The 23,417-nt window shown below is 53.1% G+C and carries 19 protein-coding genes; 15 read left to right on the forward strand and 4 right to left on the reverse strand.

What is annotated here, in order from left to right; all coding sequences use genetic code 11:
- Positions 1 to 1,131 precede the first annotated feature (1,131 nt).
- The gene (locus ACO0LM_RS27650) at positions 1,132 to 2,160 is read left to right on the forward strand and encodes a glucokinase (protein WP_423042014.1); all 1,029 of its coding nucleotides are present in this window, start codon (positions 1,132 to 1,134) and stop codon (positions 2,158 to 2,160) included.
- A gap of 271 nt (positions 2,161 to 2,431) precedes the next feature.
- Here ACO0LM_RS27650 and ACO0LM_RS27655 read toward each other — a convergent pair whose 3' ends face one another.
- From ACO0LM_RS27655 to ftrA, 3 genes are all read right to left on the reverse strand, one after another.
- Complete coding sequence (locus ACO0LM_RS27655) at positions 2,432 to 2,539, reverse strand: ParA family protein (RefSeq protein WP_423042064.1); 108 nt, start codon at positions 2,537 to 2,539, stop codon at positions 2,432 to 2,434.
- A gap of 3 nt (positions 2,540 to 2,542) precedes the next feature.
- Entirely contained in the window at positions 2,543 to 2,905 is a 363-nt protein-coding gene (locus ACO0LM_RS27660; RefSeq protein ID WP_423042016.1) for a hypothetical protein, read from the reverse strand.
- A gap of 287 nt (positions 2,906 to 3,192) precedes the next feature.
- Positions 3,193 to 4,164, reverse strand: a complete 972-nt coding sequence (ftrA, locus tag ACO0LM_RS27665) for a transcriptional regulator FtrA (protein ID WP_423042066.1) — start codon at positions 4,162 to 4,164, stop codon at positions 3,193 to 3,195.
- Between the two features lie 261 nt (positions 4,165 to 4,425).
- Here ftrA and ACO0LM_RS27670 point away from each other — a divergent pair, with 261 nt between their 5' ends.
- From ACO0LM_RS27670 to ACO0LM_RS27685, 4 genes are all read left to right on the forward strand, one after another.
- Positions 4,426 to 4,698 (forward strand): DUF2798 domain-containing protein, encoded by a 273-nt coding sequence (locus tag ACO0LM_RS27670; RefSeq protein WP_423042018.1) that lies wholly within the window; start codon positions 4,426 to 4,428, stop codon positions 4,696 to 4,698.
- A gap of 373 nt (positions 4,699 to 5,071) precedes the next feature.
- Entirely contained in the window at positions 5,072 to 6,901 is a 1,830-nt protein-coding gene (locus ACO0LM_RS27675) for a PAS domain-containing protein (protein ID WP_423042020.1), read from the forward strand.
- On the forward strand, positions 6,901 to 9,345 hold the full coding sequence (locus ACO0LM_RS27680) for a two-component system response regulator (RefSeq protein ID WP_423042022.1): 2,445 nt from the start codon (positions 6,901 to 6,903) through the stop codon (positions 9,343 to 9,345). Before ACO0LM_RS27675 ends, ACO0LM_RS27680 begins: the two co-directional genes overlap by 1 nt.
- A gap of 327 nt (positions 9,346 to 9,672) precedes the next feature.
- Positions 9,673 to 10,365, forward strand: coding sequence for a hypothetical protein (locus ACO0LM_RS27685; RefSeq protein ID WP_423042024.1), 693 nt, complete (start codon positions 9,673 to 9,675; stop codon positions 10,363 to 10,365).
- Between the two features lie 45 nt (positions 10,366 to 10,410).
- Here the strand turns inward: ACO0LM_RS27685 and ACO0LM_RS27690 are convergent, their stop codons facing one another.
- Positions 10,411 to 12,573 (reverse strand): prolyl oligopeptidase family serine peptidase, encoded by a 2,163-nt coding sequence (locus tag ACO0LM_RS27690; RefSeq protein ID WP_423042026.1) that lies wholly within the window; start codon positions 12,571 to 12,573, stop codon positions 10,411 to 10,413.
- Positions 12,574 to 12,944: 371 nt separating this feature from the next.
- On the opposite strand from ACO0LM_RS27690, the gene ACO0LM_RS27695 reads away from it, so the two are divergent.
- The 10 genes from ACO0LM_RS27695 (at position 12,945) to ACO0LM_RS27740 (ending at position 23,272) form a co-directional block, all read left to right on the forward strand.
- On the forward strand, positions 12,945 to 13,562 hold the full coding sequence (locus ACO0LM_RS27695) for a LemA family protein (protein WP_423042028.1): 618 nt from the start codon (positions 12,945 to 12,947) through the stop codon (positions 13,560 to 13,562).
- Positions 13,559 to 14,422 (forward strand): TPM domain-containing protein, encoded by an 864-nt coding sequence (locus ACO0LM_RS27700; protein ID WP_423042030.1) that lies wholly within the window; start codon positions 13,559 to 13,561, stop codon positions 14,420 to 14,422. The genes ACO0LM_RS27695 and ACO0LM_RS27700 overlap by 4 nt, the downstream gene beginning before the upstream one ends.
- Before the next feature lie 2 nt (positions 14,423 to 14,424).
- Positions 14,425 to 14,931: a TPM domain-containing protein gene (locus tag ACO0LM_RS27705; RefSeq protein WP_423042032.1), complete on the forward strand. Its 507-nt coding sequence runs from the start codon at positions 14,425 to 14,427 to the stop codon at positions 14,929 to 14,931.
- Between the two features lie 129 nt (positions 14,932 to 15,060).
- Positions 15,061 to 15,414 carry a hypothetical protein gene (locus ACO0LM_RS27710; protein ID WP_423042034.1) on the forward strand — a complete coding sequence of 118 codons (354 nt, stop codon included), beginning with the start codon at positions 15,061 to 15,063 and terminating at the stop codon, positions 15,412 to 15,414.
- Positions 15,415 to 15,663: 249 nt separating this feature from the next.
- A complete protein-coding gene (locus ACO0LM_RS27715) occupies positions 15,664 to 16,140 on the forward strand; it encodes a cupredoxin domain-containing protein (RefSeq protein ID WP_423042068.1) in 477 nt (158 codons plus the stop codon).
- On the forward strand, positions 16,137 to 16,502 hold the full coding sequence (locus tag ACO0LM_RS27720) for a copper-binding protein (RefSeq protein WP_423042036.1): 366 nt from the start codon (positions 16,137 to 16,139) through the stop codon (positions 16,500 to 16,502). The genes ACO0LM_RS27715 and ACO0LM_RS27720 overlap by 4 nt, the downstream gene beginning before the upstream one ends.
- A 456-nt stretch (positions 16,503 to 16,958) precedes the next feature.
- Positions 16,959 to 17,579, forward strand: coding sequence for an ATP-dependent Clp protease proteolytic subunit (locus ACO0LM_RS27725; RefSeq protein WP_423042038.1), 621 nt, complete (start codon positions 16,959 to 16,961; stop codon positions 17,577 to 17,579).
- 75 nt (positions 17,580 to 17,654) lie between these two features.
- Complete coding sequence (locus tag ACO0LM_RS27730) at positions 17,655 to 18,425, forward strand: substrate-binding periplasmic protein (protein ID WP_423042040.1); 771 nt, start codon at positions 17,655 to 17,657, stop codon at positions 18,423 to 18,425.
- A 380-nt stretch (positions 18,426 to 18,805) separates the two neighbouring features.
- Positions 18,806 to 19,717 carry a transglutaminase family protein gene (locus ACO0LM_RS27735; RefSeq protein WP_423042042.1) on the forward strand — a complete coding sequence of 304 codons (912 nt, stop codon included), beginning with the start codon at positions 18,806 to 18,808 and terminating at the stop codon, positions 19,715 to 19,717.
- A 168-nt stretch (positions 19,718 to 19,885) separates the two neighbouring features.
- A complete protein-coding gene (locus tag ACO0LM_RS27740; protein WP_423042044.1) occupies positions 19,886 to 23,272 on the forward strand; it encodes a DUF2126 domain-containing protein in 3,387 nt (1,128 codons plus the stop codon).
- Positions 23,273 to 23,417: the final 145 nt, after the last annotated feature.

Genomic DNA, 23,417 nt, shown 5'->3' on the forward strand with positions numbered 1-23,417 from the left:
CTTCCATGGCCTTGCGCGCCAGGCCCGATACCAGTGCATATACCACCAGCACGTGAAATAATATGACCAGCCCTAATCCGATAAATTTCTTTCCCGGCTCTTGCTGGCGATTTGAAAAATCCATTCCCGCTGTCTCCTCGAACTTAGAATATGAAGGCGGTAATAATAACCGCTGTTGAAGAAAAATTTGTGCTTCTTTGCTGAAAACTTGCCATATTTTTTGTACTTGGCTTGGAATTTAACTCCCAGACCGATAATCGCTGACGTGATTACCTGCCTTTACTTGCTGCAGGAATAAGCAAATCCACCGTCTAAATATCAAAATAATGATTATTTGTAGCGGCCCTGAAAAACAATGGCTAAATCGGCGTCTGCTATTTAGCAATAATTGAACCATGCCTGATGCGTAGAGCAGGGGAATAAACATGATTCAAATATGCACCAACAAGATGAGAATTCTTGCAGGTATCCTCCCCAAAAAAAGGCACTGTGGATTGATCAGTTTTGAAGTCATCTTATCCATGTTTTTGTTTCTTCCAAGCGGGCAATAAATAGTAGCTTGCGAAGGCCCTGGAGATTGCCTGTGCCGTTGTAAAAATGCATGTAGATGCGGTTAATTTTTGTGTGGCTTGTTCAATGGCCCTCCGGGCTGCGTTCTGAAAAATGGAGCATGGAAATTTTCTGTCTGGATTGCAACGAATGTTGATGGAATTCTTTGCTTGCATAGTACTGTGTATGCAAGCAAAGACAGTGGTTTTCGCAAAAAGAAAAATGCGCTGATATCTTGCTGTTTGGTACTTGCCTTGTTCTGCTTGTCGGTGCTGTAATCTGCAATTGCCTCGTGATGCACAGACCGGGGCACTGACGCGCGGAGTAGTAGGGGTGCATCTCTAAACAACTAGATCATAAGGCGAACACCTTCATACAATAAAAAGTAGTATGACTACATAAAGATGCCTTAAGATTCATTTCATTTTCATTATATGTGTATGGATTCCATTGTATTTTTTAAATTTTACCTCAGTGAATGCAAATTTATTAGACATTAATTTGAAAAATATGTAGTATTGTTACATAGAAATGGCGATTGAATAGCTAGCCAGAGGCAGATCTGAAAATATGAATGCTGAGATGTTGACCAAAAATCAAAAAATATTAGATGGTGCAGGCCCGCGTTTGCTGGCAGATATTGGTGGCACCAATGCGCGCTTTGCACTCGAAACGGTGAGCCATCGCTTTGAAGCGATTACCGTATTGTCTTGCAATGCCTATCCTGATTTGCAGGCTGCCATCACTGCCTATCTTGCCAGGGAGGAAGTGAAGGCGCTCTGTCCGCAAGCGGTGCAGCATGCTGCCATCGCCATTGCCAATCCTGTGGATAGTGACGTGGTAAGCATGACCAATCATCACTGGACTTTTTCCATCGAGGCTTTGCGCCAGGCTTGCGGTTTTCAGGATCTGGTGGTGGTGAATGATTTCACAGCACTGGCGATGGCCTTACCTCATCTGGCAGAACATGAAAAACTGCAAGTCGGCGGTGGCCAGGCGCAAGCACAGCGCGCCATTGGCCTTATCGGACCTGGCACCGGCCTTGGTGTATCCGGCATTATTCCTTCAGGGCAGCACTGGATACCTTTGTGCAGTGAAGGCGGCCATGTCTCGTTTTCACCGGCAGATGATACGGAAATCGAGATCCTGCGTTATGCCCGCAAAGAATATGCGCATGTATCCGCCGAGCGCCTGATTTCCGGCATGGGCCTTGAAATCATGTATCGCGCCCTGTCACATATGGATCAAGTGCCGAATCCGGAAGACATGAATGCAGCTGATATCACGCGGCGGGCGCTGGATGGCAGTTGCCCAGTGTGTGTGCGCACGGTTGAATATTTTTGTGCCATGCTGGGAACCATTGCCGGCAACCTGGCGATGACCCTGGGGGCCACAGGCGGTGTGTATATAGGCGGCGGCATCGTGCCGCGCCTGGGTGAGTTTTTCAACACGTCCGCGTTTCGCCAGCGGTTTGAAGCGAAAGGGCGTTTTGCCACTTATCTTGCGCAGATACCGACTTTCCTGATTACTGCAGAATACCCGGCCTTTCTGGGTGTATCAGCCATTTTGAGAGAACGCTTGTCGGGGGCTGTTAACGCGGCCCAGGTGTAATGCCTTATGTGCACCCATTTGCGATGGCGCAGGTGATTTACCTGGCATTACCGCAAAGTTTGCCTACCTTGCGATATTGGGTTTGGATATTGGCATGCCTGGGCGAGGTCAGCAGGCTGTAGTGACAGATAGCGTGAAAGACAGGATGTTTTGCAGCGCGCTTGACAGGGCCGTACGTGTGGCGTACGGCCCTTTTTTTGCCGGCAGACACCATCTTCCAATGCAACACCCAGTCCAAAATGCAGGTGCAGGCTGTTTTGTGGGGCGAGATTCAATGCAGCGATGCTGCCGGGTTCGGCATCCTGTGCATAACCGCCGCCAGATTAGCGGTCACGCTGGTTTTACCGACACCACCCTTCATGGAAACAACTGCAATAATTCTTCATTTTTTAAGCAGTGGCCCCAGGGTCCCGGTTTCGTCAGATGGCGCGGACAAATTTTTCTCGCCCGCGGCCAAACGCTGGAACAATGCCTGAATCGAGGAAGAATTCTGCGCATTGCTCATGCCTGTGGTGGTGGGTGTCAAATGCTGGAGTTGACTGGCGATCGGTTGTTTGCGGTTGGGTGAGTCACCTTGAACCGGGCTCGCAGATGCTGCTGTCACATCGGAGACAGGCAGGCATTGCCAGCGTGCTTCCCGTTCTGCGTCCGTTAACAGCGCGGGACGATGCGCCTGTTTTGCAGCAATAGACTGCAAGATAGGCCAGCTATGTTCAGGTATTTTGCCGTCGTCCTGGCTATTCATGAATACTTTCTGTGGTAAGTGGACCGCACTACAAGCCGTACAGATGAGGTGCAAAAGAGTGGCAAAAGCGGTTTGCTCCTGATAATTTCAATTAATTCTATCAAGCATTAATCAAGCGGCATAGAAATACTTGCATGGCCTTCATCAATGCATGTGTTTTGCCTACTTCAATGAAACAGCTGTTGCGCGGCACATTTTCAGTTCGCTGACAGATAGGGTGTGAATTTATTTCAGCGTAGACGATATCCGTGGAGAAAATCAATCCTCACCAGTGTGGCGACGCAGTCTTACATCGGTGCTGCTGTCAGCACGTCGGCAAACTGCTTGCGATAATTGCCGGGGCTGTTTGCAACGATGCGGCGGAAGTGGCGGCGCAGCGATTCTTCAGAACCGAAACCGGCCAGTTCGGCCACCTGTGTCAGGCTGGTGTGCGGTGATTCCAGCAATTCCTTGGCGATGGCGACACGTTCGCGTATCAGCCATTCACCCGGTGCCATACCGGTGGATTCCTTGAACTGGCGTTGCAGCGTGCGTGTACTCATCGCCGCTTTTTCTGCCATGGATGTCAGGTTGTGGGGCAGGGTAGGGTGGGATCGGATCCAGTCCATCAATTTCGCCAGACGAGCATGTTCGTCGCTGGGCATGGGGCGCGGTACAAACTGCGCCTGGCCACCTTCGCGATGCGGTGGCACCACCAGTCTTTGCGCCACCAGGTTGGCGACCCTTGCACCATAATCCTTGCGCACCAGATGCAGCAGCATATCCAGCCCGGCGGCAGAACCTGCCGAGGTCAATATCTGTCCCTGGTCCACGTACAAAGCATTTGCTTCCACATGGATAGCTGGGTAACGCTTCAGCAATTTATCGGCATAGCGCCAGTGGGTCGTCACGGTCTTGCCATCCAGTATGCCGGCTGCTGCAAGGATGAACACGCCGGAACAGATACTGCAAATTCTGGCACCACGCGCATGGGCTGCACGGATTTTTTCCAGTATCGCAGGTGGCGGCATTTCGTCGGCGTCACGCCAGCCGGGGATGATGACGGTATCGGCCTGGTCCAGCATGTTCAGGTCATGCGGTACTTCTACACGGATGCCACCTGCGGCCCGCAATTTGCCTGCTTCCATGGCGCAGACGGCAAAGTCATACCAGTCCACATCCAGCTCAGGTCGATTCAGCGCAAATAATTCTACCGTGCAGCCAAATTCAAAGGTGCACAATTGATCATAGGCAAGGGCAACCACCAGGTGTTTCTTCATGCTTGGTATTTTCATTACGGGTTTTCCATGGCAAAATCTTACCGCAGATTGCGTTTCCGGACATGCCTGCCACTGCAGCGTACAGGGTAAGTGGCTATTTACTTTTATATCAACGCCAATTACACTGGTGGCGCATACTTCCACAAGTTGCCGTAAGCGTTTACGTCAAGCAACGCGCCACAGCCGCCGGACTGGTCCGGGGCCAGATGTTTATCTTCCATGGATGAACAGGCGCCTGCTGGGTCGGCTTATGGAACTTTTATGAAATCTCAAAAACACACTTCTTCTGCAACGTCTATGCGCAAATTGCCTGCACGCTACGCAGCTTTCGTCATGCCCTTTTTTCTGTCGATACTGATGACCTGTATCATTTCGCTGATCAGCAGTTTGCGCAGCGTGGGCCTGGTCGATCACTTCATGGAAATATGGATGGGATCCTGGTTGCTGTCATGGATATTTGCCTTTCCAACACTGCTAATGGTATTACCTTTGGTAAGACGTCTGACCTTGTTGGTGGTCGAAACACCGCAATAAGTAGACAAGCTGTATTGCCGCAGTAAAATAACTGGACAATGCATTAATATGCACTAATGTTACTGTTAGGGAAGTCTAGGTCAACACGCCCTAGTCAACACATCCTGGTTTCCAGGTCTCGTTGTTGCATTGATTTTTTATTCTGACAAAGCCAGGTCCGTTGCCTGGCTTTGTTATGATTGACAGGTGGACGCATGCTGCGTTGCACATTTATGTCGAACAAGCAACAAACGAACCACAAACGAACAACAAACAAGCAACAAACGAACCACAAACGAGCTACAGGTATTAAGCAATCGTTAAAAAAATTATTTAAATTTCAATGTCGTATTGTTTATAGTTAGAATTAAGTTTTCGCACGAAGGGCTGCGCCATGCATGGTCTTCAAGGTCGGGAAATGGAGCAATTATTTTTGCTCATGACGGATACCTTGCCGGTAGGTGTGGCAGTGCTCGACCTTGATCTGCGTTTGCTCTTCATCAACCGCCGGCATGCCGAATTGAATCGCGTTCCTATCACTGAACAGCTTGGTCATCCCATCCGCGATTATCTGCCGCAAGTAGCCGATATCATCGAACCCAAAATGCGCTTCGTGCTGGAAACCGGTATTCCATTGGTAGGACAGGAAATACGCGGTAACGGCCCGGGAAATGAAGACGACAAGCTGTTCCGTCTGGCATCCTATTACCCCAGACGCGACGATAGCGGCAATATCTGCGGCATTCTTGCCCTGATACAGGATGCATCCATCGATTCCGTTGAAGCGCAGCTGGCAGAAGAAAGCAAGCAGCGCCTGTTGCAGGTGCTGGATAATCTGTTTGCCTTTGTCGGTGTGCTGGATATGGATGGGACCCTGCTGGAATGCAACCGCGCGCCACTGGAGGCCGCCGGTATTACCGTTGACGATGTACGTGGCAAAAAGCTGTGGGATACTTACTGGTGGAGTCATGATCCCGAACTGGCACAGCAACTGAAAGAAGCGATCAATCGTTGCCGCAATGGTGAAACAGTACGTTATGACGTACATGCCAAAATGATCAATGACAGTCGCATGTGGGTGGATTTCATGCTGGCACCGCTACGCGATGAAGCAGGCAAGGTCACCCACCTGATACCGTCCGGTATCGATATCTCCAAGCGACATGACAGCGAAGCTGCCCTGCACCAGTCAGAAGACCGTTATCGTTCCGTCATAGAATCATCCGACGATGCCATCATTACCAAATCCCTGGAAGGTATCATTACCGGCTGGAACCCGGCTGCCGAGCGCTTGCTAGGCTACAGTGCCAAAGAAGCGCTCGGCAAGCCGATTACCATGCTGTTCCCGGCGGCATTGCTAGGTGAAGAACAGCATTTGCTGCGACGGATCTCCAATGGCGAACGTATCCCGCCTTTCGATACGGTGCGCATACACAAAGCTGGGCATTTTGTGGATGTGTCGATCACGATTTCTCCCTTGCGTGACCGCAATGGAAAAGTGATCGGTGCCTGCAAACTGGCGCATGATATAGGCAGCAAAAAAAGGCAGTGGGCGGCATTGGAGCAGGCATTGGAAGAAAAAACCGCCTTGCTGCATGAAGTGCATCATCGCGTCAAAAACAATCTGCAGATTGTTTCCAGCCTGCTCAAATTGCAGGCCCGGCAAGCGCCAGAAGAGGTGGCCCGCGTCCTGGGTGAAAGTCAGAGCAGGATCAGGGCCATGGCACTAGTACATCAATTGCTGTATGACTCGGAAATGATGTCTGAAATCGAATTGTCGGAATTCATCAACCGCCTGATTGCCCTGACGGTTGCCAGCCACGACACCACCAAGCTGGGCATCAAGTTACACTATTCAGGGCCGGACAAATCTATCTTCATGAGTGCGCACCGCATGATCCCGCTGGGCCTGGTCATCAATGAACTGGTACTGAATGCCATCAAGCATGCTTTTCCTGCCGACTGGCTGGCTGAACGTAGCCCGCTGCAAGCCCGTATTGATATCCGCCTGCAAGAAATTTCTGACGACAAGTTGCATTTGCAGGTGGCTGACAATGGGCGAGGATTATCGTCGGAATTTAACTGGGATGCAGCAAAAGGTCTGGGAACGCAATTGATTCCCATGTTTGTCGCGCAACTGCATGGTGAACTGGAAACCACTTCGACAAACGCCGGGAGCTGCTTTACGATAGCAATCAGCCCTAAACGGAAAGGAATCGCTTGATGCATGCCGAGCATATTCTGATCGTGGAAGATGAGCCAGTGGTGGCACTGGATCTGCAACATACCCTGGTGGAACTGGGGCATCGCGTGTGCGGCGTACGCAGTAATTTCACCCATGCGCTGTCCGCGGTTTCCCAGCTTGAACCTACCCTGATATTGATGGACATTCATCTCGATGGCGCAGAAGATGGCATTGACGCCTGCCAGGCGATCTACCAGCGCTGGAAATTACCCGTCATCTTTCTTACCGCCTACGCGGATGACAATACCGTCAAGCGTGCCATTGCCAGCAAGCCCTTCGGCTATGTCATGAAACCATTTGGTGTCAAGGAACTGGCAGCCGTCATACAAGTGGCACGCTCTCGCCATGATGCCGAAATCGCACTGGAAAAATCCGAAGAGCGTCTGTCCGTCGCCCTGGAAGCCGCCGATCTCGGTATCTGGGAATGGGAAGAGCAACTCGATACGGTCAAGGGGGACGAACGTTTCCATCGCATGTGGGATAGTGCCCTCAGCCCCTTCCAGGCCAACCTGCACACTATGCTGGAATGCATACATCCGGATGACAGGGCCAATGTGCAGCAGGCATTGACCAAGTCAGACGTATTCAATTGCAGTTTTCGCGCCCTGCGCAGCAACGGTGACTATGCCTGGCTGGAAATGGTCGGCAAACTGCATGTCGGGCATGCCAGGAAACAAACCGTGATCGGTGCCTTGCGCGATATCACCCTGCGCAAACTGACAGAAGAAAACCTGCGACAGGCAAGCGTCGTTTTCAGTACGACCGCAGAAGGCATCATGATACTGGATGAGGCCGGCAAGGTCTGCTCCGTCAACCCGGCATTGACACGACTGACCGGTTATCCTCAGGAAGAAATACTGGGGTTTTACCCGAATGAAATCTTACTGGGACGACGGGATAATGACCCCACCTACCAGGACATTGGCGCCATGCCAGAAGGCTACTGGTCGGGCGAAGTTGCCTGCAAATGCAAAGATGGCCGCCTGTTCCCGGCACTGCAGCATATCTGTGTGGTGCGTGATGATGCCGGCAAGGCAAAGCAATATGTGCATGCCATTTCAGACATCAGCTTTATTCGCGAAGCCCAGCGTCAGTTGGCGCATCTGGCTTACCATGATCCTCTGACTGGCCTGGGCAACCGTTATCTGCTGGATCAGCGGCTGGAAACCGAAATCCAGCAAACCCTGAATGCCGAGAACCATTTCGCCGTCATCTTTGTGGACCTGGATGAATTCAAAGCCATCAATGACACCATGGGTCACCATGTTGGTGACCGCGTCATTCAAGAAGCAGCCATGCGTATTGTGCGGCAGATACGTCGCCATGACGAAGCCATACGCCTGGGCGGGGATGAATTTGTCGTCATCGTGTCCAGCCTCAATCACCCATCGGAAGGCTTGCTGGTTGCTGAAAAAATCCTTAGATCTTTCGCAGAACCGGTGGTGATCGAAGACCATCATTTTGTGATTGGTGCCAGCATAGGTGTCGCCAAATTTCCCGGTGATGGCAATACCAGTCATGAAATTCTGGGGGCTGCCGACAGTGCCATGTATGAAGCCAAGCGTTGTGGCAAAGGGAAAATCTGTGCCTATTCCAGCAACCTCAGCGACAAGTCTGGCACCCGCCTGAATATCGAACAAAATCTGTACGGTGCCGTGGAAAGAAATGAATTTGAACTGTTCTACCAGCCCATCATCGATCTGGCTGATTTTCGCCTGATCGGTTTTGAAGCTTTGCTGCGCTGGAATCATCCCGATTCCGGCCTGCTGGAACCAGGGCAATTCGTGCATATTGCTGAAGAAGTGGGTCTCATCGATGACATCGGCAACTGGGTGCTGGCAGAGGCACTGAAGCAACTGAGTAGCTGGAACGAAGTAGGGCAGGGGCAGCTATTCATGGCCGTCAATGTATCTGCCGGGCAGTTCCAGAATGAGCAATTCCTCAAGAAAATCCGGGATGCATTGGATGCCTATCAATTGCCTGCGCATTTACTCGAAATTGAAATCACAGAAGCCATGCTGCAAGACTTTCATCAAAGTCGCAAGATAGTTAACAGCCTGCGTGAAATGGGCGTTCGGGTTGCGATTGATGATTTTGGTTCCGGATATTCTTCCATCGCCCTGCTCAAACACTTGCCGGTATCGCGCATCAAAATAGATCGCTCTTTCGTGATTGCCCTACCCGGTGCCGAACGGGATCTGGGCATGGTGGCCGCTATCCTGCAAATGGCAAAAAGCCTGCAGCTGGATGTCACCGCCGAGGGCATAGAAACTGCAGAACAGGCGCGCATGCTGCGTGAACTGGGTTGCCAGACCATACAGGGCTATTACTTCGGCCACCCCATGGGTGCCTATGACTATTCGAATGGCTGGATCAGCCTGGGTATGAGCAAGAACTACTTCCTGCCGCGTCCTGGACGCTAAGAACCTGTTTCCAATCTTACTGCGCGAGCGTGATCAGGGCTCATGCGCTGCTCAAAATGCTCATGTACTTAAGTACATTCCGCTTTTTGCGCTGCGCTTTTGTTACCCTTACCCCGCTGACGCTCGCTCGCTACAGATCGTAAACAGGTTCTAAAGCCCAGGATGCACGCTTTGCCATCAGGTCAACACCACCTGGCCTGCACGATGAATTGACGCGAAATAGCATAATTGAAACAAATTCTTACATGCATTTACTATTTATCACGTCTTTTAAATTATAAGTTTGCTATTCTTTTCTAAGGCAAACATTCTCACCGGTGGACAGGTATGCCCTTACGCATACCTTTTACCGTCAGTTCCCACTCCCCTAATCCAATGAACAGCGCATTTTTTGACGTAATCACAGACAGCAAACTGGCTCATGATCTGAGGCAGATTGCCGATGATTTTCAATTTCTGGAGTTTTTTGATCAGTATGACACTTGCTGCTTCACCATGTCTGCCATGCTGGTACACATACTGCAAGAAAAAGGTTATGTCGCCAGAGTGCAGGGCTGTTATGCCGAAATCCGGCAAAACAATGGAATTTTTTATATAGGCTACAAGGGTTTTGTGCGCGACAGGCAAAGGGAAGGGCACGCCGTCTGCATCGTCAATGAAAAGTACCTGGTGGATTTTGGTCTGGGTACATTAAGAAAATTCTATGCCAGTGATTTCTCTCAGGCCTTGGCCAGCGAAATCCTGAATGATGAGGTGATGCTGGCCAGCCTGCCGCTAGAGAATGGCATGCGTATAGACTGGCGCATAGACTGGATTTCGTCCGTGGCCGAGCACCGGTTGCAAGCCCAGGTACCAGGCATAAAACAAGCTGTGGCAGACTATGATGACTTCCAAAAGAACCGCATGTCCTATCTCGTCAAAAAATTATTTGTCAGAGAACACAAGCCATCACAGGATGAGCATGCATCAAACACCACGTTGCCGCTCCAGACAGGCCGGCATTACACGATTGATATTTGAAGCAGGCCCAGTCCACCAGGCATGCCGTCACCCCGCACTTAGTTGTTAGCCCCGCGTATGCTCAAAAATAAATGTGAATACATCGACGGTCTTGGTGATGCCATTCTTTCTGGTTGTGGAGTAATGGCCAGAATCAAAATCAACACGCATTAATACCGGGCGCTTGGGGTCAAAGTTCTTTTGCATGCGTGCCGCCATCTTGGCGACTTGCCAGGGCTCCACCCGTATATCGTTGGCACCCGTCATCAGCAGCGTGGACGGGTAGCTGACATTTGGCTGTACATGATGATAGGCATCCATTTCCAGCAAGCTGTGAAACTCGTCTTCTTTCTTCACCGTACCAAATTCTTCATCATTGCCAGGGCCATTTGATGTCAGTTCAAAGCGCAAGGTATTGAAGACACCCACCTCACCGATGGCGACGGCAAATAAATCGGGGCGCTCGGTAATGGCGCGGCCCACCATGATGCCGCCAGCGGATGTACCCCATACAGCAATCCTGCCGCGTGAAGTCCAGCCATCTTTGATCAAGGTTTCGGCCACATCTATCACATCACGCCAGGTATTGGGTTTGGTGGTTTTTTGCCCCGCCAAATGCCAGCTGTCCCCTTTTTCGCCACCGCCGCGCACGTGGGCATATACAATCACGCCACCCTGATCCAGGAAGGCCAGTTTGGATCCCTGAAAGCCCGGGTCCAGGATGATGCCATAGGCACCATAGGCTTCGATCAGTACAGGGTTTTTACCGTTCAGCTTGGTATTGCTTTTATGCAGTATTTCTATCGGTACTTTCGCACCATCACGCGCCTTGATTTCCAGACGTGTGGTTAAAAAGGGTGAAGTATCAAACGGTGCCTTGGGCGTGAGGCCGATATCTTTCGCCTTCAGATCGGCACCGGTGTGCAGGCTGCGGGCAGACCAGGTCAGGCCATCCATGCCAAACCATGCACCTTCCAGCGTAGGGTCGCAATTCACATCCCACACGGCACCGCTCAAAGGCAGTGCCACGTCTTCCACCTTGCCAGTGGCAAAACTGTAGCGACGCAGCGCACCCACCTGACCACGCAATTCATGAATATACAAGCCGTCTTTGGCGAGACTCATACTGTCAATCACATACTCGCCCTGGGCTACCACCACCTCACGTTTGGCCTTGTCCGGGTCGCGTATGCTGACCTTGAATACTTCACCCCGTTCCGCCTTACCCTTGGCCAGTACATATACATCGTCGCCTACGGTCAGCGCATGGACCGCGACATCATCCTTGCCAAACACGGCTGTCCAATTGGGTTTGCCCTGAGCCAGTTCACTGCTGCGCGCCACCATGCCATAGGCTGGCCATTCGCCGTTGCTGTAGATGGCACCCAGTGCCCAGTCACTTGTCACGTTCGCCAGCACCATTGGCATTTCACGTTCGGTCTGGCCCATGGCCGGGCCATCTGACCAGCGCAGGGCCAGCGTGTCTTGCGCCGCTTCGGTGTTCATCCTGTGCAGCCAGGTCGCGGTGTCGAAAGAAAAATCGACCTTGCCCTTGACCGCACCATCACGCAGGCGTGAATAAAAGAAACCGCTGGAATCGGGTAACCAACTGGCTGGCAAGCCATTCTGCAGGGTGATCAGCACGTCCTTGCCGCTATCCAGTGTCAGGACGCGCAATTCACGTATTTCATCCCCACCTTTATCGATGGTGTAAGCCAGATGCCGGCTGTCCGGTGACATCAGCAAGCCAGTCACCCGGCGTGGGGCACCGCCCTGGGCACCGGCTTCGGGATCAATCAGCAAACGGTCGGCACCGCCTGCATGCGGGCGCGCATAAATCTTGAAAGCCTGCTGTCCGGGTAGACGACGTGCAAAAACGATATAACTGCCGCTGATCTGGCGTATGGATACATTCGTCACTGCCGCAGTGAAACGTGTCACCGCTGCTTCCACTGCGCGCCGGCCAGGCAAGCGGTCTAGCATTTGCCGTGCATAGGCACCCTGTGCTTTCATGTAGCTGGCAAATTCGTCGGTATCAGGTTTCTGCTCCATCCAGCGATACGGGTCCACGATAGCCTTGCCCCACAAAGTGTCGGTTACGGCTTCTTCTCTTGCCACTGGCGGGCGCAACAAGACAGGTATTTTCCTGACCGCTGCATGAACAAGTGAGCTGACTGGTGACAAGGCGAATGCTGAAAGTGACAGCGCAAATCTGCGACGGGTAATCATCAGCGGCTTCCTCTCGGTAAATGGATGATGCAAACGAGTATAGATGGATTTGCAAGCCGCTGACAATATGTAAATCACCGGGCCAGCACGGGTTGGCCATGCTCAGACCAGGTCAAGCTTTCAAAAGTGCTTGACCTGTCCTTGCGCTTTATCAAATCACAACAGGCTAAATTGGATTTAGATGTTCATAGAGCAAATAATGAATTCAGTGGTGCCTCAGTGTGCTTCATTGGTGCGCTACCGCACCGTGATTTCCGGGTAGGTATGGCAAGCTATTTATGATGCAATATTGCCATTGTTACTGATACGAGTACTGCTTTCATCGCTTTCACCACCTTCGGTGAAAAACAAACCAATCAGGAGAAATTCCCATGCGCAAGTTTTGGCTGCTGTTGTCAGCAATACTCTTACTGAACATCTCCGGGTGCGGATATAACAGTTTCCAAAGTGGGGATGAGCAAGTCAAATCCAGCTGGTCCGAAGTCTTGAACCAATACCAGCGCCGTGCCGACCTGGTGCCCAACCTGGTCAACACCGTCAAAGGCTTTGCCGCGCAAGAAAAAGATGTCTTGCTGGGCGTCACCAATGCCCGTGCCAAAGTCGGCAGCGTACAGGCGACCCCCGAACTGCTGAACAATCCCGAAGCCTTTGCCAAATTCCAGACTGCCCAGGGTGAACTGTCCGGCGCATTGTCGCGCTTGCTGGTCGTCACAGAAAATTATCCGCAACTGAAATCAGATGCCAATTTCCGTGATTTACAGGCACAACTTGAAGGCACAGAAAATCGCATCACCGTTGCCCGCAACCGCTATATCAAGTCCGTGCAAGAATACAATGTACAGGTCAGGTCTTTTCCATCCAACCTGACAGCCATGATGTTTGGCTACAAGGTCAAACCCAACTTCGCTGTCGAAAATGAAAAAGAACTCGCCAAACCACCCGTAGTGGATTTTGGCGCACCGGCAGCCAAGCCCAGCAGTGCACAATGAATATCCTGCGAAACGCCAAGGCGCTATTGTTGAGCAGCATGCTGGCATGGGGCGGTGTTGCTTTGGCACAGATCGCCGTCCCGCCCATACAGAACCGCATCGCAGACCAGACCGCAACCTTGACCACAGAACAAAAAGCTGCCCTGGAACAAAAGCTGCGTGATTTTGAAAACAAGAAAGGCAGCCAGATTGCCGTCCTCATCGTGCCCACTACTGCCCCCGAAACCATAGAACAGTATGCCCTGCGCGTAGCAGAACAATGGAAGCTGGGGCGCAAAAAAGTTGATGACGGTGCCATACTGCTGATCGCCAAGAATGACCGCAGCCTGCGCATAGAAGTTGGTTATGGCCTGGAAGGTGCACTCAACGACGCCACCAGTAAACGCATCATCAGCGACACCATCACTCCTTATTTAAAACAGGGTGATTTCAATGCAGGCATACAGGCCGGTGTCGATCAAATGATGCGCGTAGTGGATGGCGAAGCCTTGCCCGCAAAAACGGCGCGCCGAACCAATGATGTAGGTGGCTTCCAGCAATATGCCCCCATACTATTTATCATGGCATTGGTGGTTGGTGGTGTATTACGTGCACTGTTTGGCAGGTTGCCTGGTGCCCTCGTTACTGGCGGCGTCGTTGGCGGAATCGCCTGGCTGGTAGCCGGTGCCATGCCCCTTGCCATGATTGCAGGTGTACTGGCACTGTTCTTTACCCTGTTAAGTGGCAGCCTGGGCGCACGTGGTATTGGTGCCTACTATGGGGGCAGTGGCAGAGGTGGCATGGGTGGCTTTGGAGGTGGTGGCGGCTTCAGTGGCGGCGGCGGTGGTTTTGGCGGTGGCGGTGCATCGGGGCGGTGGTAATCATGAGCAACTTCAACATCAAACGCATCACCAAACACCTGCTGACTACCCACTACCAGCTAAGAAGCGCCTTTCCGCCCTTAAGCCTGCTGGCCATAGAGCAAGCCATCAAAACCTGTGAATCCAACCACCTCGGTGAAATCCGCTTCGTAGTCGAAACCGCGCTAGACTGCGGCCCATTGCTGCGTGACCAGACCGCCCGTACACGCGCCATAGAAGTTTTTTCGCAATTACACATCTGGGATACGGCGCACAATAATGGCGTACTTATTTATGTATTGCTGGCTGACCGCGATGTTGAAATCGTGGCAGACCGCGGCATCCATGCCAAAGCTATAGCCGACGAATGGGAGCAAATTTGCCGCATGATGGAAAGCGCCTTCAAACTGGATCAGTATGAAGACGGCGTCATCCGGGGCATACAGGCCGTCAGTCAGCACCTGGCAAAACACTTCCCGGCGGATGGCGACAACCTGAACGAATTGCCAGATACCGTTGTCGTGTTATAACCGCGCGAAAGAGAAGAATCAAGCCAGGCAGCCATCGTAGTAAACAGTGACTGTAGAATCTCAACAATAAACAAACAAAAAAAACGAACTCAAAAAAACGAACTTAAAAAAACGGCTATAATCTGGCCCATGAAAAAGCTGGTTCGCTTATTGTTATTGTGCATCCTGATGCTGACTATCCCTGTACAGGGCGTCCTGGCAGCCAGCAGGTTGTGTTGTGCTGACGAGCCATCTTCTGCATTATTTTCTGTCTCGGCTTCTGCCAGTCAACAACATCTGCACCAGCATCATGCCAGCACGACAGTAAAAAAACACGCATTGGATCATGCTGCATCCGTCGATGCATGTTGCGCAGCGACCGCCATCCTCAGCCAGGATAATGTGCTGCCATTGCTTCGTCCTTCTTCAGAAAGAATCGGCCTGATTTTTTCTTCCTATACAGGCCACATCAGTGATGGCCTGGAGCGACCACCCAGGTCCTGATACTTCCCTTCCTTTGGACATGACCTGACATTGCCAGGTCATCAAATCATTTTCGCAGACCCAGCATAGCTCTGTGTCTGCCGACTGTGCACGCCTATTCAGTGTTTGACGCTGGATAAGCGCGGCATTGTCATTCCACCTTCCTGGAAAAGAAAGTATCTTATGAAATCCGCTTTAAATAAATCACACATCCTGTCCACAGGCCTGGCTGGCCTTGCTGTATCCCTGTTATTTTCCTCGGGTGCAGTAATGGCATCAGGCACCCACGCAGATGGGCACGCCCATGATGAAGACGCAATAGGCAAGCCCGGCATCGCCAGCGCAGTGACGCGCACCGTCAATATCGACATGAGCGACAGCATGCGTTTTACGCCTGCCAGCATCCAGGCAAAACAAGGCGAAACCATACGCTTTGTCATCAAAAATTCAGGCAAGCTCAAACACGAGTTTGTGCTTGGCTCAGAAAAAGAATTGAAGGAGCATTACCAAGTGATGAAAAAAAATCCCGAGATGGAACATAGCGACCCCAACATGGTGACACTGGCCGCTGACCAGGCAGGTGAAGTGCTGTGGCAATTCAGCAAGGCAGGCAAGATCGATTTCGCCTGCCTGCAACCTGGCCATTACGATGCAGGCATGAAAGGCAAAGTGCAGGTCAGCAAGTCCCAAACCAATGCCAGCGCAGGTGAACACCAACATCACGCACAATCAAAGGACACATTATGAAAAGCTTGAAAACAATGATGCTGGCCGCGGTGTTGTGCCTGAACCTGCCGCTGGTGAATGCCAATGCAAAAGCCCCTGACTATGCAAACACCACCAACCCCGCAGGGCAGGACAATACTGCGGCTGCAAGCACACTGACAGATGCAACAGACGGTGAAATCATCAAAATTGACAAGAGCAGCAACAAAGTAAGCATCAAGCATGGTCCCATCAAAAACCTGGACATGCCAGGCATGACCATGGTGTTCAGAATCAAGGAACCGACCATGCTGGATACACTGGAAACCGGCAATAAAGTGAAGTTCAGGGCAGAAAAAGCCAATGGCGCGCTCTATGTTGTTGACATTCAAGCCGTAAAATAAATTGCTAGCCAGTGCAGCCTGCCAATGTGGCATCAAATCTGGCGGGCTGCATTCAATCTAAATTGTTGGACTGTGCAGGGCGGCAGATAATGCATAAAAACATTGTCAGATGATGAATGACTGGTGTTTAATGTGAACAATGTTGCAAGGCTTTGGCTTGTTAGAACCTATTTACGATCTTACTGCGCGAGCGTGATCGGGACTCATGCGCTGCTCAAAATGCTCATGTACTTAAGTACATTCCGCTTTTTGTGCTGCGTTTTTGTTACCCTTGCCCCGCTGACGCACGCTCGCTACAGATCGTAAACACGTTCTTAGCCCAAGGCAGCTATCCAGTGACATGATTAAAAAATTCTTTCCATTCAACGACGCCTTATCGCCATGCAATCCAAATCAAAACAGCTTTTTGCCTTTTTCACTCTGTGCGCCATTCTATTTTCTGGCAGTGCAAACGCAATGACCATGCTGCGGTCCAACCAGACCCTGATACTGTTCGGCAAAGTCGTGCCTGAAGACAGCCAGCTATTCCGCAAAAAACTCGAAGAAGGCCCAGTCAAAACAGTGCTCATGACCGAAAGCCCCGGTGGTGATATGCGTGCTGCCTATGCCATCGCCGACCTGATTACAAAAGGCAAGATGAATACCGCAGTCAACGGCAATTGCTTGTCTGCATGTGCACTCATCTTTATGGCTGGCGCAGAAAGACAAATGCTCGCCAGCAAACATATGGAGAAAACACGCTTGGGTTTTCACGCCCCGCACAATAAGCTCACCAGAGAAATCTCCACTGCCGCCATACCCAGATTTCGTGAATGGTTGCTTAAGGTCACGCAAGGCAAATTCCCGGAAGAAGTCCTGGATCGTGCTCTTAACATAGAAAGCGCCGGCGACATGTTGTCCTTCTATTACCCGGACGAAAATTTTCTTGGCGATATCCGCTTCTGTGCGGAAGGCGCGACACGTTGCGAAGCCCTCAAAGGCTACAACATCGTCAAGATAGGCATCCTGACAACGGCAGACTTGCTGAAATTCGAGAGCCTGGATCAACCTGACAAGGCAAGCACTAAATCCGAGTAGCAACTATCCCGAATCAACTCTATGATGGTGTGAGTAGCAGGCAGACTGCTATCAACAAAAAAAGGAAACAAGATCATGACAGACACAACGCTGCTCACAACTCTCACAACCTTGGTCCCTGGCCAGTTGACCGTCTACACTTACGGCGGATTTGCACCAGTCTGCATGAACAAAAAAGGTGAACTCACTGGCTTTGACGTTACCTTTCTTAAAAAATTCGCTTTCAGCCAGAATCTGGGCATTGTCTTGATAGAACATGACTTCGACGGCATCTGGACCATGCCGAACGAAAATCTATGCGACATCGCCGCAGCCGGCGTCCAGCAACGTGATGACCGGCATGTGGGGCCGGGCGGTTCATGGAGTGACGCTTATTTCCAGGTACAAAGATCACTGCTGGTGCGCAGCGCCGACAAAACAGCATTTGACCACCTCGAAAACCTGGACGGAAAAACGATACTCGTGACCAAAGGGTCAACCGCAGACATCGATGCGAAAAAGCGGTACAAGCCCCTCGGCTGCACGATAAAGGTCGTTGAAGACCTTGTTCCTGAGAAAGAGCGTGATAACGCACAGCAATACATCGTCGAGGAGCTGTTAGAAAAAAACGAGATCGATGCCTTCGGCGAAGGTGATGTCAGCAACCAATACCTGAGTGGCATCTACGGCAAGAAAATTGAAGGCGGCCTGGCGCTGGCGGATATTCATCATATCGACGGCAGCAATGAAACCTTCAATTTCATCACGCGCAATGCCAGTACAGGCTTGCTTGGTTTGTTGAATGCCTTCATTGCGAATAACAAGCAAAACTATGATAAAACTGAAAAATGGCACAGTGAAGCGTGAAAAATTTGAACTGAACCGCAAATCGTAGTTGCATGTTTAGTTGCATGTTCATTTGCGAATGCATCGTTCTGACAGGTGCAGAAAAACCATGTTCATCAGCAAGCATGTGCCAAATATACTTGCGGACTAATCTTGGGTGCATGTTGATTATTGTATGGTTGTTACGTTGGGCGTTTGGTTCAGACTGCCAGGATGGGAGATACAGGCGGGCCGCATCAGCCCAGGTTCTTGAACGCTGCCTACAAAATCAGTGATCCAGATCAAATTTATGGTCTGGGGGCGGTGGTATATCCACCCCCTTCTCCGTCAATTGAACTTGCGGGGGGATGCATGCGACCAGGCATGCTACAGTACGTCTTTTGCTTCTTACTCAATTTGCCATGAATTCAACCGTGGCCCGCACTGTGCCCATGTTGCGCTACAGCGTGGTGCATGAAACCCGCTACACCTACCAGAGCCTGGTGACCCTGTCGCAGCAGTTGCTGCACATGGCACCGCGCTGTTTTGCCGTGCAGCAAACCGAATCGCACAATGTATTGGTCGATCCAGGTGTAGACGAAGGCGTTGACGGGGTTGATTTCTTCGGTAACGCCATCCGCCGCTTTACTGTGACCACGCCGCACAAGGTGCTGCGTGTTCTGGCCGAGTCGACCATTGCGCTGGCAGCCCGTCCCGGCATAGCACAGATTGCCGTCTCACCGCGCTGGGAAACCGTGCGCGACATGGTGCAACAGTCGCGCCAGCCGGCCATACTCGACGCCTGTAGCTATTTGTTTGAGTCACCCCATGTGCGCTGGAATGCGGCAGTGGAGCAGTATGCGCGGACCAGTTTCACCCCGGGCCGGCCGTTATTGGACGCTGCGCTGGACCTGACCAGTCGCATCTTTGATGATTTCGAATTTGACGGTAACGCCACCGACATTGCTACGCCGCTAGAACAAGTGCTGGCTGGCCGGCGCGGTGTGTGCCAGGACTTCGCCCAACTGATGATAGGCGGCCTGCGCAGCCTTGGCCTGCCGGCACGCTATGTCAGCGGCTATATCCAGACCCATCCACCGGCAGGGCAGCCAAGGCTGATCGGGGCAGATGCCTCGCATGCCTGGGTTGCGGTATTTTGCCCGGAGCTGGGCTGGGTCGATTTCGACCCGACCAACCGTTGCCTGGTGCAGAGCGAACATCTGACCCTGGGCTGGGGGCGCGATTTCAGCGATGTCACCCCGATGCGCGGTGTGGTGCTGGGTGGTGGCGCTCACGAACTGCAGGTCAGCGTCACGGTGACACCGTTGGCATGAGCCCTTGTGGGCGATCTCGGTGCGTGCCGCACCAGCATAGGGTGTGCATGGTGTGCTGAGCGGGCAGAGTGCATTACACATTACTGGCAGCAGTGGATTTTCTTGCGCCAATGGCATAGATCCTGCTAGATTGACAGGGTCGCCCCTCACTCAACCAAAGGTCTCCGCATGGCAATCCGAGTCGCGCTACACCACAAAACCAGCTACCGTTATGATCGCCTGGTCGCGTTGTCACCCCATGAAGTGCGTCTGCGTCCGGCGCCACATGCCCGTACCCCTATCCTGTCGTATTCGCTGACAGTGGCGCCAGAACAGTACTTCATCAACTGGCAGCAAGACCCGTATGGCAACTATATCGGTCGCTTTGTGTTTCCCGAAAAGGCTGACCGGCTGGAATTTACGGTCGACCTGGTGGCCGACATGACGGTCATCAACCCCTTCGATTTCTTCGTCGAGAAATATGCCGAGACCTTCCCGTTCGCGTATCCGGCCCAGCTCAAGGCCGAACTTGGCCCCTATTTGCAGAACGAAGAGCCCGGCGCACTACGTCAGGAATGGGTGAAGCAGATGCGCAGCGACCTGCTCAAGGAAGCCATGGGCACCAACGATTTCCTGGTCGCCATCAATCAGCGACTGCAGGCTGATATTGCGTATCAGTTGCGCATGGAACCTGGTGTGCAGACCCCCGAACAAACACTGGGATTACTTGCCGGCTCTTGCCGTGACAGCGGCTGGCTGCTGGTGCAGATCTTGCGCGACGTCGGCCTGGCGGCCCGTTTCGTATCGGGCTACCTGATCCAGTTGCGGGCCGATCAGGAAGCGCTGGACGGCCCCAGCGGCACCAGCGTCGATTTCACTGACTTGCACGCATGGGCCGAAGTATATGTGCCGGGCGCTGGCTGGATCGGCCTCGATCCGACCTCCGGCATGCTGGCCAGCGAAGGCCACATTCCACTGGCGTGTACAGCCTTGCCATCGTCGGCGGCACCGGTCACTGGCTACACCGACGAAGCCGAAGTAAGGTTTGAACATGAGATGACAATCACCCGCATCCATGAAGACCCGCGCGTGACCAAGCCCTACTCGGACGCAGACTGGCAAAGGATCGACCAGTTGGGTGAACAGGTCGATGCCGACCTGAGACATCAGGACGTGCGCCTGACCCAGGGCGGCGAACCGACCTTTGTGTCGATCGACGATATGGATGGGGCTCAGTGGAACACCGAAGCCCACGGCGATGACAAGCGCCGCCTGGCGGGCCAACTGATGCACCGTCTGAAGAACCATTTTGCACCCGGCGGCATGTTGCACTACGGCCAGGGCAAGTGGTATCCGGGCGAGCCGCTGCCGCGCTGGGCCTTGAATATTTATTGGCGTGTGGATGGCCAGCCGATGTGGGTGGACGCCAGCCTGTTCGCCGACGAGCAGGTCAACGATGGCTATGGCCCAGCGGATGCCGAACGCTTCGCCGCAACCCTGGCACGCGCGCTGCGCCTGCCTGCCGACAGCCATCTGCCGGCGTATGAAGATGTACTGCAGCAGGCCCGGCGTGAGCAGACGCTACCGGTCAATCTTGATCCGCTGAGCGTTGACCTGGACCAGTCCGATGAACGACGCCGCCTGGCGCGCCTGTTGCAGACGGGTTTGGGAGCGGTGGTCGGCTATGTACTCCCGCTTAAGCCGGAACCGACCGACCAGTCGTTCGCCATGGGCACCCTGTGGCGCACCTCGCGCTGGCCGCTCAAGCGCGAGCATCTGTATCTGCTGGATGGCGATTCGCCAATGGGTTTGCGCCTGCCACTGAATGCCTTGCCGTGGGTGATGCCGGAAGACGAAGAACCGGTCTTCGATCGTGATCCTTTCGCGCCGCGCGATGCATTGTCACCGCCGCTGTACGACAAGCAGCCCGGGCTGAACGTGGCCGCTGCCAAGGCTGGTCAGCAAATCAAGGCCAGCCAGCAAGTTAAGGCAGACCAGCAAGTTAAGGCAGATCAGCAAGCCGGGGCCGCGTCCAAACTGGCACCGCGTGACGTGATCCATACTGCGCTGTGCGTACAGGTGCGCGTTGGCCGCTTGCACGTGTTCATGCCGCCGCTGACACGGGTCGAGGACTATCTGGCGCTGGTAGCGGCAGTCGAAAACACAGCCGCGCTGCTGAAGATGAAACTGTGGATAGAAGGCTATCCACCGCCACGCGACCCACGCATCAAGTTGCTGAGCGTAACGCCTGATCCCGGTGTGATCGAAGTAAATATCCATCCGGCAGCCAGTTGGAAGGAGCTGGTCTACAACATGTCCACCTTGTATGAAGAGGCGCGCCTGTGTCGGCTAGGCACGGAAAAATTCATGGTCGATGGCCGCCATACCGGCACTGGCGGCGGCAACCATGCGACACTGGGCGGCGCTACCGCCGAAGACAGCCCCTTGCTGCGGCGGCCCGATTTACTGAAGAGCCTGATCACCTACTGGCAAAACCATCCATCGCTGTCCTACCTGTTCTCTGGCACCTTCATCGGCCCTACCAGTCAGGCGCCGCGGGTTGACGAAGCGCGCGACGATAATCTGTATGAGCTGGCGATTGCTTTCCAGCAGATGGACCAGTTGTTGCCCACGCTGCATCCGGGCGATAAGCCGTGGATGGTCGACCGGCTGTTGCGCAACTTGCTGGTCGATCTGACCGGTAACACCCACCGTGCCGAATTTTCCATCGACAAGCTGTATTCACCGGATGGGCCAACTGGCCGTCTTGGCCTGGTGGAATTCCGCGCCTTCGAAATGCCACCGCACGAACGCATGAGCCTGTTGCAAATGCTGTTACTGCGGGCGCTGGTGGCACGCTTCTGGCGTCAGCCTTACCAAGCCAAGCTGGTGCATTGGGGCACGGCACTGCACGACCGCTGGATGTTGCCGCATGTGGTGGCACAGGACATCCGCGATGTCGCACGTGACCTGCGCGAGGCCGGTTACGCCTTCGAGGATCATTGGTTTGACCCCTTCATCGAATTCCGCTTCCCGCGTTACGGCACGGTAGTCTACCAGGGCGTCGAACTGGAGCTGCGCCAGGCGATCGAACCATGGCATGTGCTGGGCGAAGAAATGAGCACCGGCGGCACCGCACGCTATGTCGATTCGTCGGTCGAACGCATGCAATTGCTGGTGCGCGGCCTGACGGATGGTCGCCATGTGGTCGCCTGCAATGGCCGCATGCTACCGCTACATCCGACTGGCGTGCCAGGGGAATACGTCGCCGGCGTGCGCTTCCGCGCCTGGAGCCCGTGGTCGGCGCTGCATCCCAGCATCAAGGTGCAAGCGCCGCTGACTTTCGACCTGGTCGATAGCTGGAGCGGGCGCGCGGTGGGTGGCTGCACCTATCATGTCAGTCATCCGGGGGGCCGTGCCGAGAGTGGGTCGCCAGTCAACGCCAACGCCGCCGAGGCCCGCCGCTTCGCCCGCTTCTGGGCCTATGGACACACACCAGGACCAATGACGGTGCTGCGCGAAGCACCCAATCCCAGCTTCCCGATGACGCTGGACTTGCGTTGGCAGCCAGGCTAAAAGAAAAACAAAAAAGCAAAACTAATAGGACTTACGCAAAATTGTCCCAGCAAGGCGTAGCGACGAAGACAGTACTTTAGTACGGCTAGGAGCTGCAACGCAGCTGGGGCGGTTTTGCGTAAGTCCTAACTAAAAAGCAGAACAG

Origin of the sequence: Undibacterium sp. Di26W (assembly GCF_049340265.1) — a bacterium.
Lineage (GTDB): Bacteria > Pseudomonadota > Gammaproteobacteria > Burkholderiales > Burkholderiaceae_D > Undibacterium.